This is a genomic window from Exiguobacterium sp. UBA3968 (genome assembly GCF_002385115.1).
Taxonomy (GTDB): Bacteria; Bacillota; Bacilli; order Exiguobacteriales; family Exiguobacteriaceae; genus Exiguobacterium_A.
On record NZ_DGCW01000005.1, the window covers coordinates 1895160 to 1909125 of the forward strand.

General features: G+C 48.7%; 10 protein-coding genes and 1 riboswitch. Of the genes, 3 read left to right on the plus strand and 7 right to left on the minus strand.

Going from position 1 to position 13966, the window contains the following annotated elements:
• Positions 1-252 precede the first annotated feature (252 nt).
• Complete coding sequence (locus B3S86_RS11525; RefSeq protein WP_290752666.1) at positions 253-2283, plus strand: thioredoxin domain-containing protein; 2031 nt, start codon at positions 253-255, stop codon at positions 2281-2283.
• A 201-nt stretch (positions 2284-2484) separates the two neighbouring features.
• A complete protein-coding gene (locus B3S86_RS11530) occupies positions 2485-6072 on the plus strand; it encodes an SH3 domain-containing protein (RefSeq protein WP_290752669.1) in 3588 nt (1195 codons plus the stop codon).
• A gap of 331 nt (positions 6073-6403) precedes the next feature.
• On the opposite strand, the gene B3S86_RS11535 is transcribed toward B3S86_RS11530, so the two are convergent.
• The 6 genes from B3S86_RS11535 to B3S86_RS11555 form a co-directional block, all read right to left on the minus strand.
• A complete protein-coding gene (locus B3S86_RS11535) occupies positions 6404-7492 on the minus strand; it encodes a universal stress protein (protein WP_056063215.1) in 1089 nt (362 codons plus the stop codon).
• A complete protein-coding gene (gene kdpC / locus B3S86_RS11540) occupies positions 7489-8010 on the minus strand; it encodes a K(+)-transporting ATPase subunit C (RefSeq protein ID WP_290752674.1) in 522 nt (173 codons plus the stop codon). The genes B3S86_RS11535 and kdpC overlap by 4 nt, the downstream gene beginning before the upstream one ends.
• Positions 8011-8024: 14 nt before the next feature.
• Positions 8025-10094 (minus strand): potassium-transporting ATPase subunit KdpB, encoded by a 2070-nt coding sequence (gene kdpB / locus B3S86_RS11545; protein WP_414651174.1) that lies wholly within the window; start codon positions 10092-10094, stop codon positions 8025-8027.
• Between the two features lie 17 nt (positions 10095-10111).
• Positions 10112-11752, minus strand: a complete 1641-nt coding sequence (gene kdpA, locus B3S86_RS11550; RefSeq protein ID WP_290752677.1) for a potassium-transporting ATPase subunit KdpA — start codon at positions 11750-11752, stop codon at positions 10112-10114.
• A gap of 23 nt (positions 11753-11775) precedes the next feature.
• Positions 11776-11856 (minus strand): potassium-transporting ATPase subunit F, encoded by an 81-nt coding sequence (locus B3S86_RS15415; protein WP_081780413.1) that lies wholly within the window; start codon positions 11854-11856, stop codon positions 11776-11778.
• A 221-nt stretch (positions 11857-12077) separates the two neighbouring features.
• Positions 12078-12231, minus strand: a riboswitch (cyclic di-AMP (ydaO/yuaA leader).
• A gap of 241 nt (positions 12232-12472) precedes the next feature.
• On the minus strand, positions 12473-12667 hold the full coding sequence (locus tag B3S86_RS11555) for a hypothetical protein (protein ID WP_023469379.1): 195 nt from the start codon (positions 12665-12667) through the stop codon (positions 12473-12475).
• Positions 12668-12837: 170 nt separating this feature from the next.
• Between B3S86_RS11555 and B3S86_RS11560 the strand changes: the two genes are divergently transcribed.
• A complete protein-coding gene (locus tag B3S86_RS11560; protein ID WP_035410348.1) occupies positions 12838-13317 on the plus strand; it encodes a glutathione peroxidase in 480 nt (159 codons plus the stop codon).
• A 45-nt stretch (positions 13318-13362) separates the two neighbouring features.
• Here the strand turns inward: B3S86_RS11560 and B3S86_RS11565 are convergent, their stop codons facing one another.
• Positions 13363-13932: a hypothetical protein gene (locus B3S86_RS11565; RefSeq protein ID WP_214852305.1), complete on the minus strand. Its 570-nt coding sequence runs from the start codon at positions 13930-13932 to the stop codon at positions 13363-13365.
• Positions 13933-13966 lie beyond the last annotated feature (34 nt).

Below are 13966 nucleotides of genomic sequence, written 5' to 3' on the forward strand. Positions count from 1 at the left end.
GACTCATTTGTCAGTAGCGGTCTAAAAATCCTGACCTGTCGATTTAATTGTATGATATGGATTGAAGATTCTCACATGAGTGATCATCCCCGATTCATGACTTATATTAATTTATCATACTTTCTTTTATAAAGTCAATCTTTCTTTTAGAAAATCGTTTTCCCTCGTCTTGGAATCAGAGTTGCACCTGCTACAAAAGCCGAGTATCGTGAAGAGGACTCATTACTATAGAAGAAACGAGGGAAATCCATCATGTCGAATCGACTTATCCATGAAACGAGTCCCTATCTATTGCAACATGCCCACCACCCTGTCGATTGGTACCCCTGGGGTGAGGATGCCTTCACTGCCGCGCGTGAGACTGGTAAGCCAATCTTTTTATCAATCGGGTATTCGACGTGCCACTGGTGCCATGTGCTGGCACACGAAAGTTTCGAAGATGAAGAAACGGCACGACTCTTAAATGAACGCTATATCTCGATCAAAGTCGACCGAGAAGAACGTCCCGACATCGATCATTTGTACATGACGGCTGCTCAAGTCATGAACGGACAAGGCGGCTGGCCGCTGAGCGTCTTCATGACAGCGGATCAACAGCCATTTTATATCGGCACGTATTTTCCAAAAACGCCTCAATTCAATCGTCCGAGTTTTCGTCAAGTGACACTCCAGCTCAGCGAACAATTCCGCCGTTCACCAGAGAAAATCGCACAAGTCGGTCAGAATATGTCGCAGACGCTTCGCGACGTATTGCAGCCTGCGACGTCTACCCGTACTTGGGATGAATCGATCATTCATGACACCTTTGATCAAGCGATGCGACAATTTGATCGTCAACATGGCGGATTCGGAGAGGCGCCGAAGTTCCCGTCGCCTGCCCTGCTCCGTTTCTTGCTCGATTATTATCAGTTCGCGGAAGACGAGACGGCACTTCATATGGTCATGCGATCGCTGATCGCGATGCGTGACGGCGGGATGACGGATCAAGTCGGCTACGGTCTATTCCGCTACACGGTCGATGCCAAGTGGGAAATTCCTCATTTCGAAAAGATGCTCTATGACAATGCCTGGTTTGCGACAGTATGCATCGAAACGTATCAAGCATCGGGTCAAACTCGCTTCCGTCGCTACGCAGAAGAAGTGCTGACGTTTGTAGAACAGGAATTGACCGCACCGGACGGCACCTTTTATGCCGCACTGGATGCAGATAGCGAAGGGGGCGAAGGACATTTTTATACGTTCACGGAGCGTGAGCTGACCGACTTACTCGGACCAAACGCGCTGTTCCCCCGCTTCTATCATGCTTCAGCATCGGGAAACTTTGAGGGACGGAACGTCTTTTACCGGACAGGACGAACACTCGAGGCATTCGCACGTTCTATTCACTTGTCGCTTGCTGAAACAGCGTCGCAACTCGAACACGAGCGCCAAATTCTTCTTCGTGCGCGAAATGAACGCATGCGACCGTTCCGTGATGATAAACGGTTGACATCGTGGAATGCGATGATGATTTCGACGTTCGCTAAAGCCGGCCGTGTCCTTGGCGAACCGCATTATACGCATGTCGCAACGCGTGCAATGACGTCCCTCGAACGATTCGTTCGTACCGAACAGCACCTTGCTGTCCATTACCGCGATGGACAAGCGACCGGTCACGGTTTCCTCGATGACTATGCGTACATGATTGATGCACATCTTGAACTATTCCAGTCTACACACCACGCTCTCCATCTAAAGGAAGCTTTAGCTTTCGCAGATGTGCTGCAGGACCAGTTCCAGACAGCAGATGGTTATTTTTATCTGACGTCGTCACGCTCCGACAAACTACTTGTTCGTCCACTCGATCTGTATGATGGCGTCACACCTGCCGGAAATAGCATTGCCTTGAACGCCCTTTTCACGCTCAGTCGTCTTACTGGTCGTCTCGTTTACCAAGAGAGTGCTGAACGGGCTCTCGCAACTTTAATAGAGGAAGTCGAGCAACAACCGACTGGATTCGCCTCACTTGTCAGTACCTTCACCTACCGGCAGATGGAACCGAAGGAATTGATTATCTTGCTTCCGGAAGAAGTAGACATCCCGCTCGAAATCAAGCAACTGCAACAGTTACGCTTACCGGAAGTTGCTTTGTTGATCGGTACGAAGCGCGACCTTCTTCCGCACGTCCCACTGCTTGCGGAGTATCCAGAACCAGACGCACCAACGGCTTATCTCTGTCATGATTTTTCCTGCGAACGTCCGACGACGCGTTTAACGGAAATCCTCGCACGTCTCCATATCTAACCATATCCCCTCTTGTTTAAAAAAACAGGAGGGTTTTTCAAAAAACCAGACCCCTTTTTTCAAAATTATTCAATCTTTTGTTCATAAAAATCCGATATTGTCGATAGTAAGGATAGGCAATAGATTTTACAACTTAGACTTAGACATCCTAGAAGCCGATTCCGTCCATCCGGACGAATATCTACTAGGAGGAAAGATACTTTGAACACGACATCATTCTCGAAGACCTTGAAGGTGTTCGCAAGCTTTCTCATCGTTTTTAGCATCGTTTTGACATCTCTTCCGATGGCTGAAGCAGCAACGACGAAAGCGACGACCTACCGTCTGTCTACCGATAGTTATCTGTACGATAAGACGGCATCTTCTCGGAAACGCTTGTTGACGATCAAGACCGGAACTGTCGTTTCATCTACGTATGCTTCTGGCTCGTTCAGAAGGGTCACATATGCTGGAAAAACGGGATATGTCGCGTCGAAATACCTCACGCTGTATGAAAAGAAACAAACCGTTTCAGGACAGCGCTACCTCGTCCTCAAAAAGACACCGATCAAAAAGACAGCAGTGGATACTGCAACGACGATCGGCACGTTGAACGAAGAGGATGTGTACTACACGTCACAACGTGTGACGAATCCATATGGCGAGACATGGTACCGCGTCAAATATGACGGCAAGACAGGCTATGTCGCAGCTGGCGCAAAAGCGGTCGCGTATAAAAAGGTGACGAACACGACGTTAAAAACGATCGATGCTTACATCTTGCGTCAGTACGCTGGAACAGGTTATCCCAAAGTTCAGACCATTCCATCTGGAAAAGACGTCAAAGTCGTCGGTCGGATCGAAAAATGGGTCAGTATCCAGTACGACGGGAAGACAGGCTACATGCATCAAGATGCGTTCGCCTCTTCTGAAAAGCAAAATGTGACATTAATTCCACAAACACGGTATCAGACGAAAAGTGTGACACCACTTTACAGTCAAGCCGAGGCAAAACAAAGTCTAGCGAGTCTACCAAAAGGTACGGTCGTCACCTCGAATGCTAAGACGGCAATCTATCATCAAGTCACATATGCCGGAAAGACAGGGTATGTCTTATCCGCTACGTTGGCAGAATACACAGAAAAAACAAAGCTTCCGTCTTCACGCTTCTTATTGACATCACCACTCGTCATCAAAACGACACCTGCTGCGAATGGAGAAGCACTTGCGACACTGAGTGCCGGAAACGTCTATTATACGAAAACACGTGTGACGAATCCGCTCGGCGAAACATGGCATCAAGTATCGAAGGAAGGTAAAATCGGATTCGTACCAGCCAATCAAGGGACAGCGATTGCATACGAAACTGAATCAAACCTCTCTTTAAAAACGACGGCATCGACGGCGATTCGTTCGTATGCTGGTCCATCGTATGCAACAGTACAAACGATTCCGAGCAATACCGTCATCAAAATTTCTGGACGGATCGGGAATTGGTACCGTGTCAGTTATAACGGTAAAACGGGATATGCCGCATCAAACACGTTTACGACACTTGCGACGAAACAAACGATTTCAGGCGCCCGCTTCGAACTGGAAAACACGGTTTCCATCAAATCTTCACCCGACGCACAAGCATCGACACTTGCAACACTGCAGAGCGGTGACATCTATTACACGACACAGCTCGTCACGTCAAACGGACAGCAATGGCATCGTGTCAGTAAGGATGGAAAGACGGGCTACATTCCTGTCAACCAAGGCAAGAGTGTGCAGTACCAATCGGACCGGATCGTCATGCAGACGACGGCTTCGACTCCACTTCGCTCGTATGCCGGAAACACTTACGCGACCGTTAAAACGATTCCTTCTGGTACAAGCATTACTGTCACTGGAATGATCGATGACTGGTATCGCGTGACGTACAGCGGGAAGACGGGTTATATCGCTTCACGTTACGCCAAGGAAAAAGTCATGACGCAATCGATTCCTTCTTCTTATTATCGCCTTGAACGTACCGTCGAAGTGAAAGCATCGCACCATGCGACAGCAGAAACCGTCGTTCGCCTTTCTTCTGGAGACGTCTACACGACGAATCAAGTCGTCACGAATGGTCATTCCGAGCAATGGCATCGCCTGACAGTCGATGGGAAGACCGGCTACGTTCAAATCAATCAAGGTTCACCGGTCACCTATGAGAGCGTTAATAACCACCGCTATCAAGCAACGACGGATACGACACTCCAGTCGGATGCCGGTTCAGCCTATGCGACAGTGACGAAGCTACCAAAAGCAGCCGTCGTTCAAGTAACAGGCAGTCTCGATCAGTGGTTAAAGATCAGCTACGCTGGGAAAAATGGCTATGTCTTAAAATCAACACTGACACCGTATACCGAAACGAAAAAGATCACAGGTGCACGCTTCTTGGCGAATGAATCGCTCGTCGTCAAACAAGCACCGGACGATCAAGCATCGAATGTCACGACACTCGCGTTCGGAAATGTCTATTACACTTCTGCTTTGATCACGTCGTACACGAACACGTCGTGGCATAAAGTAACGATCGATGGCAAAACGGGTTATATCCGTACCGGACAAAATACGTCATCGATCAAATATGAATCAAAGGACAAAATGTATGTACGGGCAACATCAGACGCTGCCTTACGGTCTTACGTTGGTAGCTCCTATAATGTTATCAAGACGATTCCGAAAAACCTCGTCGTTACTGTCTCCGGTCAAATCGGTGATTGGTATAAGATTTCTTATGATGGAAAAAGTGGGTACGCGTATAAGGGGGCGTTCGTGACGACTTCTTCGAAATTAAACGTCTATAACTCTGTCGCGACACCGTATACGTTCGATACCTTCATCAGCGCCCAGATGAAACTAAATCCACCACCACAAACGGATATCTATAAAGATAAATTGATGTATGTCAGTACGGGTTACGTCCGTCTCGGCGGCGCACTTGATCCAGTCAATGGAACAATTGCGACTGTCACAGCGACGACACCACTTAACATCCGCTCTGGTGCTTCGACGGCGAGTCACGTCTACGGTCAGTTCCAACCTGGTCGAATGATTCGCGTCTATCAATCAGTCAGTGGCTTCTATACGACAAAGCCACGTGTCTACACGAGTGCGACAAGTGGTTACTCAACGATCCAATGGTTGAATGCATTGGAAACGGACGTCCGTGATGTTGCCGATCCACTGAAAGTCGACCGCAACTCTTCTGCCTTCTATCAGTTCCTCGATCTCTCGAAAACGACAGGAGCATCGGCTGCGACACTTGATAAGATGTTAGCGAACGTAACGAAAGGACTCGGGATCTTCAACAAGTGTAGCAACGGTAGTTGTGGACAAGCGTTCATCGATGCTGGTCAAAAATACAGCGTCAACGAAGCTTACTTGATCTCACACGCTTTACTTGAGACAGGCAATGGACAATCGACACTCGCAATGGGTGTGACATGGAATGGACGTAAAGTCTATAACATGTATGGAATCGGTGCGTATGATTATGATGCGATCAACACCGGCGCTGCTTATGCCTACAAAATGGGCTGGTTTACACCAGAAGCGGCAATCGTCGGTGGTGCTGAATTCATCAGCACGAAGTACATCCATAATGAATACGGACAAAACACGCTCTACAAGATGCGTTGGAGTCCGATGCGTCCTGGTAGCCATCAATACGCAACAGACATGGGATGGGCCGTTAAGCAAACGTCTCGGATCTATTCACTCTATCAACAAATGGATAGCTACACAGCTGTCTTTGATATTCCAGTCTTCGCTCGTTAAGGAGACGATGAACCAACGTCTTTAAATCAATGAATGTGTTCCAACATCAAAAAAAGGAAAGACCGTTCTGGTGATCCCACCGGAACGGTCTTTCCTTTTTCATTAGTAGCGAACGAGCAGGATCATCCTCAACTCCTGCAGGAAAAGAAAGCGCGCTCGACGCTTTCGACAGGGATAGGTAAGACCCGGTAGACCGCATGAAATGCGAGGATGTCGCAGCTTACCTCCCGCCTGCGGAAAGGGAGGATGACCAACTGACTCGTTCGTCTTATGAAACGATAGACTGATGATGTTGCGAAGAAAACCCCTGCATTTACGCGGAAGGGCTCCCCTAGCGTTCCATGTCGTCGGCGACGATTTGAATGTCGATGCCGCGGACATGACGCATGATTTCATTGATGATCGATCCGCGTCGGATTTCCTGCCAGCGGGTCCGCGCGGATTGACCGAGGACGATTTGCGTGATGCGATGATGTTTGGCAGCGGCAGTAATCGCTTGCGCAATCGAACGTTCGCCTTGAATCCGGATCAGCACTTCTGCTCCGAACAAGGCACCACTCTCCCGCACCATCGCAAGCACTTCCTTCTGTTTCGCATTCAATTGATTTTCCGCTGCCGGTAAAATCGTCAGAACATACAGTTCCGCTTTCAATCGACTGGCCATGCGAAATCCGCGATAGATCAACTTTCGCGCGTTATCATTAAGCTGGATGCAGACGAGAATCCGTTCTTGTAACGTCGCTGGGTCTTTTTCAATCAACAAACGTGATTGATAGACTTGATCGTCGACTTCGTCCGCGACTTGTCGTAACGATAACTCCCGTAAGCTCGCGAGATTCTGAAGCGAGAAGAACGAATTCAGACTCTGTTCAATCTTTTCTTTCTTGTAGATTTTCCCTTGCTCGAGTCTCTCCCGTAACGTTTGCGGCGTCACGTCGACGAGTAAGATCTCATCGGCCTCTCCGAGAAATGGATCCGGGATCCGCTCCCGGACCTCGACACCCGTCACTTCTTTGACTTTAAAGAGTAAGCTTTCGAAGTGCTGGATGTTGACGGCCGAGTAAACGTTGATCCCGGCATCAAGGAGTGCCGCGACATCTTGATAGCGTTTTTTCCGTTCTGATCCGGGAGCATTCGTATGCGCCAGTTCATCGATCAGGACAATATCCGGGTGACGGGCAATGATCGCGTCCACGTTCACCTCAGGAAACACTTTCTCTTTATAGACGACTTCAAGTAACGGGACTTGTTCGAGCTGTCCGACCATCTCCGCCGTCTCTTTTCGACCGTGCGTCTCGATCAGACCGATGACGACATCCTTGCCTTCAAGCGTTAAGGTTCGTGCATCAGCAAGCATCTTATACGTTTTTCCGACACCGGGAGCTGAGCCGATATAAAGCTTCAGCTTTCCCCGTGTCATGATTTGCTCCGATCAAGTGCTAGGTTCAAAAGGAGGACATTGACGTAATCATGCGTCCCGGCTTCTTTCGTGATTAGCTTGCGTACCTCGTCATGCGATAGGTCGCGTGCGGTTGCGATACGCTTCGCTTGATCCAAAGCATAAGCAACTGAGATATGCGGATCGAAACCAGAACCGGATGTCACGAGAGCATCGTCCGGAAGCGAAGCGCCGTCCTCTCGATTCTGTTTCTGCAATGCCGCTATCTTCGTACCAAGCTCCGGGTTCGATGCTGCCAAGTTATCCCCAGCAGATGATCCCGCTAATTGATCGACCGCTGATGGACGTCCGTGAAAATACTGTTTCGACGTGAACGGTTGGGCAATCAATTCCGATCCAATGAATTTTCCGTTTTCCTGTACGAGTGAACCGGCTGCTTTATCCGGTACGAGAATCTGACCGAACAGCGTCAACAAGGCGGGAAAGACGATCCCGCATAATGCTGTGATGAAGATTGTCACACGAATGGCTTGTTTCATGATTCGTTTTCTCCTTAAAGGATGCTTGCAAGCAAGACATCGATGATTTTAATCCCAATGAACGGTACGATGACACCACCAAGACCGTAGATGAGTAAGTTACGCCCTAGCAATTGATCGGCTGTCATCGGTTTATACGAGACACCTTTCATCGCGAGCGGGATCAGCATCGGGATGATGATCGCGTTAAAGATTAGAGCCGACAAAATTGCTGTCGTCGGGGAATCGAGTCGCATGATGTTGAGTACTTCCATCTGCGGAATCGCGACCATGAACATCGCCGGGATGATCGCAAAATATTTCGCGACATCGTTGGCAATCGAGAACGTCGTCAACGCTCCCCGTGTCATCAAGAGCTGCTTTCCGATTTCGACGACTTCGATGATCTTCGTTGGGTTCGAATCAAGATCAATCATGTTCGCTGCTTCTTTCGCAGCTTGTGTCCCACTGTTCATCGCTAGACCTACGTCCGCTTGAGCGAGTGCTGGTGCATCATTCGTACCGTCCCCTGTCATCGCGACGAGGTGACCAGCTGCTTGTTCTTGCTGAATGACACGAATTTTATCTTCCGGTTTACATTCGGCGACGAAGTCATCAACGCCTGCTTCGCGAGCGATCGTTGCTGCCGTCAACGGGTTGTCGCCGGTACACATGATCGTTTTGATCCCCATCTCACGCAACCGATCAAACCGTTCCCGCATTCCTGGTTTGACGGTGTCTTTCAAGTAAATGACTCCAAGAATCGTCGCATCCATCGCAACGACAAGTGGGGTTCCACCTAAGCGTGAGACGGAATCGATCGTTTCTTGCAAATCATTCGGAATCGTTCCACCTTGTTCTGTCACCCATTCTTGGATCGCTTGTCCCGCTCCTTTACGCACCCGGCGACCATCCGTCAAATCAAGACCTGACATCCGTGTTTCCGCACGAAACGGAATGATTTCTGCGCCATCTAACCACTGGCGCTCGACTGGCATGTCTCGTAGTTCTGCGAGTTCTAAGACGGATCGTCCTTCCGGTGTCTCATCGGCTAAAGAAGCGATGATCGCCCCTTCGAATGCTTGCTCGACAGAGCGTCCACCGATTGGCGTGACCTCTGACGCCATCCGGTTCCCGAACGTGATCGTTCCCGTTTTATCTAAGATGATCGTTTGGATATCCCCTGCTGCTTCGACCGCCTTCCCGCTCATCGCGATGACGTTAAAACGGGTGACACGGTCCATCCCGGCGATGCCGATCGCGGACAGCAAGCCACCGATCGTCGTCGGAATCAAACAGACGAGCAAGGCGATCAAGATTGGACCAGAAAGATTGAATCCAAGATAGTTCGTAAAGACTGGTAACGTCATGACGACGAGTAAGAAAATCAATGTCAAGCTCGTCAACAGTGTTGATAAAGCGAGCTCGTTCGGTGTCTTTTGACGGCTTGCGCCTTCGACGAGCGCGATCATCTGATCGAGGAACGATTCCCCTGGATTACTCGTGATCCGGATTTCAATCTCATCACTAACGACGAGTGTTCCACCGATGACCGATGAGAAATCACCGCCCGCTTCCTTGATGACTGGTGCCGATTCCCCTGTGATCGCCGATTCATCAATCGAAGCAAGACCTTTGATGATCTCACCGTCACCTGGTACATATTCACCGGCCCGGACGAAGACGATGTCGCCTTTCCGGAGTGTCGCGGACGAGACACTCTCAATCAATTGTCCGACACGTTTACGTGCCATGACGTCCGCTTTCGACGCTTTTAACGAGTCTGCTTGTGCTTTCCCGCGTCCTTCGGCGATCGATTCTGCGAAGTTCGCGAACAAGACCGTCAAGAAGAGTATGATGCTGACCGTCAAGTTAAATCCACGCATCTCATCAATGAAGATCGTATAGCCGATTGCGAGCAAACAACCGATCCAGACGACGAACATGATTGGTTGTTTGATCATGTTGACGGGATTCATTTTTTTAAAGGCGTCGATTGTCGCCTGGCGCGCGATTGAGCCGTTGATTGCTGATTTGGATTGGTGTTCCGGCTGCCCATTCGGTTGGTGTTCGTCGGACGTCGGATGCATGATACGTTCCATCATATGCTTTTATCTCCTGTTCACATCGTCAGCCAGTCCGCGACCGGTCCAAGTACGAGCACTGGCAAGAATGTCAATGCACCGACGAGTACGACCGTACCGAGGAAGACTGTTCCGAAGAGTGGTGTGTCTGTTTTGAATGAGAACTCATCTTGCGGCACGGATGGCTTCGCCTTCAGCGAACCAACGATCGCAAGCATTAAAATCAATGGGATGTAACGTCCGAAAAATAACGCAAACGATGTCGAGACGTTCCAGTAGACATTCGCGTCCCCGAGCCCTTCAAATCCGGAACCATTATTGGCTGTCGCCGACGTGAATTCGTACAAGACTTGTGATAGCCCGTGATAGCCTGGATTCGAGATGCCAGCGACGCCTGGTGCAACGTACATGGAGATCGCTGTTCCGACGAGAATCAAGAATGGTGGCACGAGAAGTGCGATAGCGATCATCTTCACTTCGAACGTCTCGATTTTCTTACCAAGGAACGTTGGTGTCCGACCGATCAAGAGACCTGTCAGGAAGACTGCAACGAAAGCATAAAGCAAGACATTCAAGAATCCAGCGCCGGCACCGCCGTACACGACGTTGAGCATCATGTTTCCGAGCTGGATCAATCCAGCAAGCGGATGGAGCGAGTCATGCATCGCGTTGACTGCACCCGTCTCGGCTGCTGTCGTAATCGAGCTATAGAGCGCTGTACCGACTTGACCGAAGCGTAATTCCTGACCATGTGCGGTCGGGTTCGCAAACAGGCTACCTGCCATTCCGAACGTCATCATGATAAATAAAATCGTCATGACACCGAGGAAAAGCCGCCCCTGTTTCGCAGAACCGATGATTTTTCCATACGCGACAGGAAGTGACATTGGAATCAATAACATCAAGAACATCTGGATGAAGTTGACGAACTGATTCGGATTTTCAAACGGATGTGCTCCGTTTGCTCCGAAGAAACCACCGCCGTTGTTACCAAGCTGTTTGATGACCTCAAACGCTGCGACCGGTCCACGGTAAATCAACTGCTTCGCCCCTTCAAGCGTCGTGACGCTGATTGCGCCACTAAACGTCTGTGGTACGCCGAGTAAAATCATCAACATCCCGAAGAACAATGAAATCGGAAGCAGGATGCGGAAGATGAAGCGAACGAAGTCGGCGTAGAAGTTACCGAGCGGTTTATTCGCAAGACCACGGATGACAGCGATACAGACCGTGAATGCCATCGTCGGTGCAACGAATAACATCGTTCCGAGGACGAACGTTTGTGAGAGATACGATAAAGCTTCACCCGAATAGTGTTGTTGATCGGTGTTCGTCATGAAGCTGATCGTCGTATGGAGCGCTGTCGACCAGTCAAGATTAGCGGCGCCGTTCGGATTGAGCGGTAGACTTTCTTGAAAGCGAAGCAACAAATACCCACCGATGAAAAACAGTAGATTGACGACTAATAGACTTTTTGAATAGCCGACCCACGATTGATCTTGTTTCTTTTCATCGACACCGAGTAACGATAGAAGGCGTCGTTCGACCTTACCGATTGTATCGACCCGACGCTCTGCGATTGGTGCAAAGTACATCCCGATGTAGCGACCGAGCAAGACCGCTGCACAAAGTGCAATGACGAGTAGGATCCAAAATTGGATCAGGAATTGAGTCCACATGTTTTTCTTTTCTCCCTATGCGATTAGAATTTTTCTGGATAGATCAGACAATAACCGAGATACAAAAAGACGAGACATCCCATTGCTAGTAAAAACCACGTCATTTCCGGTCACCTGCTCTCCACTGGACACGTTCGATCAGTCGAATCATTCCGAACGTCGTACCGAAGAAGAAGACGAGCAGTACGATACTCCATAGTTCTCCCATTATGAAATTACCCCCATATTATTCAATATTTTTACAATTAAGCACGACAAAAAGACGATGTGAGGCGAAAAACGGCCCCAGCATCGCCTTTATAACTTGGCATACTGAAAAAGAGTCGTTCCCTCCTAAAAACGCCTGCGAGGTTAGCTGTCGGATTCGGGCATACCTAGGATTTCGCCCTACCTTTCCCGTTCGGAAAGGATTCACCCCGTGTCACGTGTCGTGACGATTGGGTCCCCCGCTTCAATCATGAATTCGGCGTACTTTGAGATCGAAGCATTAACATGTTAGTGTTCGTTGATGAGATGGATATTACTCCGATTTTTTAAGGATGTAAATAGAAAAAATGAAAAAAAAATAGTCTGATTTTTTAATGACTTACTTTCGAAAAATAGTGTTTTTTGACTCTATGCTATAGAAGAAAAAAAACCACAGAAATCGATTCTTTCATCTAAAATGGAGGAGCTCCTTTTTAGATCGAATCGCTCTGCGGTTTCATAAGCAAATCAGAATTATGATTGCTGATTCATTTTGGCATGGACCGTCAAAGGAGCTAGCATCGTCACCCATAGGGCAACCACTCCAGAAACAAGAATCACAATATCGCGTTCGAATCCAAGCGTCAGTAAGGTAATACAACTTCCGACGAGGACGAGACAAAGCGTCGCGATCATGACGAACCGCGATTGTTTCAACATTTTTCTCATGTGGCATCTCTCCTTTCCTTCCATATTCCTTTTCATCGTAACAAAGATTGACATCAAATGCGTCGTTGATACTTGATTGTGATGTTTCTGTCATCACGCAAGTAATGATAGCAGACGACAGGAAAACGGATTTGTTACACTAGAGAAGTACTTAAAAAGGGGGAATTGATATGTTACAAGATCATTCATTTCAACGCGTCGACGGAACGTCGGCATCCTTAAGTGACTACCCAGCTCAAGCATGGCTGATCGTTAATACAGCCAGTAAATGCGGCTTGACGCCACAGTTCGAAGGACTCGAGCAATTGCATCAAGACTATCGTTCGCAAGGATTGACCGTACTTGGTTTCCCATGTAATCAGTTCGCGAACCAAGACCCCGGAACGGACGAGGAGATTCAGTCGTTCTGCCAAGTCAACTACGGCGTGACGTTCCCCGTTTTCTCAAAAATCGATGTCAACGGTGAGCAAGCACATCCGTTATTCGAAGAACTGAAAGCACAAGCACCGACGACGGACGGTACAACAGACATCGAGTGGAATTTCACGAAATTCCTCGTGACTCGTGATGGAGAAGTGACGCGGTTCTCTCCAAAAACGAACCCGACGGATTTGACGGCAGCGATCGAACGATTGCTCGTTCAAGTCTAACAAACAAGCTTCCGTCCTTCTCGTACGAAGGACGAAAGCTTGTTTTTATGTTGTCCCCGGCTCAAGATGACGACTGATCATTTCTTCCGCCAATCGTTTGACATCATCGATATCGCGCATTTCTGTGAACGGATGCCCCCAGACGATCAGCTCTTCGATTTCTTCAATCGGTTGCGTCGTGTATCGTGTACCATCGGCAACGAACTCTTGCGCAATCGTCGATTCAAAGGCAGCATACTTCAGGAGCCACGGTTTCTCACTCAAGATTTTGTGGGCATGCTTCGCCTGCTTGAACGTCACATCGCCGACGAGGACGACGGGATCGAATCGTTCATGGAGAGGATGCGTATATTGAACAGAGATCAGTAATCCATGTTGGTTCGTTTTTTCCTGTTGTCGGACATACGTCCGCGTTAGGAAATGTGGAACGAGTGACTCAGCACTCTCTTTCGTCTGATGGATGCTCAAACCATGTTCCGTTTGGACGACATCCGGTAGGACTGGTTCGTATCCACGGTTCGCTAATTGTTGATCGAGCTCTTTGAATAACAGCAAAGTATGTTCGACAAGCGCTCGGACTTGGCGAAACGATAATTGGATCGATTGATTGATCATAGGATGACCTACTTTCTCTAAAAGTATGGCAATA

Excerpts from the sequence above, each read along its gene's own strand:
- B3S86_RS11525 (WP_290752666.1), top strand. The coding sequence starts at position 253 with ATGTCGAATCGACTTATCCATGAAACGAGTCCCTATCTATTGCAACAT.
- B3S86_RS11535 (WP_056063215.1), bottom strand. The coding sequence starts at position 7,492 with ATGACACGGGGAAAGCTGAAGCTTTATATCGGCTCAGCTCCCGGTGTC.
- kdpC (WP_290752674.1), bottom strand. The coding sequence starts at position 8,010 with ATGAAACAAGCCATTCGTGTGACAATCTTCATCACAGCATTATGCGGG.
- kdpB (WP_414651174.1), bottom strand. The coding sequence starts at position 10,094 with ATGATGGAACGTATCATGCATCCGACGTCCGACGAACACCAACCGAAT.
- kdpA (WP_290752677.1), bottom strand. The coding sequence starts at position 11,752 with ATGTGGACTCAATTCCTGATCCAATTTTGGATCCTACTCGTCATTGCA.
- B3S86_RS15415 (WP_081780413.1), bottom strand. The coding sequence starts at position 11,856 with ATGACGTGGTTTTTACTAGCAATGGGATGTCTCGTCTTTTTGTATCTC.
- B3S86_RS11555 (WP_023469379.1), bottom strand. The coding sequence starts at position 12,667 with ATGAGAAAAATGTTGAAACAATCGCGGTTCGTCATGATCGCGACGCTT.
- B3S86_RS11560 (WP_035410348.1), top strand. The coding sequence starts at position 12,838 with ATGTTACAAGATCATTCATTTCAACGCGTCGACGGAACGTCGGCATCC.
- B3S86_RS11565 (WP_214852305.1), bottom strand. The coding sequence starts at position 13,932 with ATGATCAATCAATCGATCCAATTATCGTTTCGCCAAGTCCGAGCGCTT.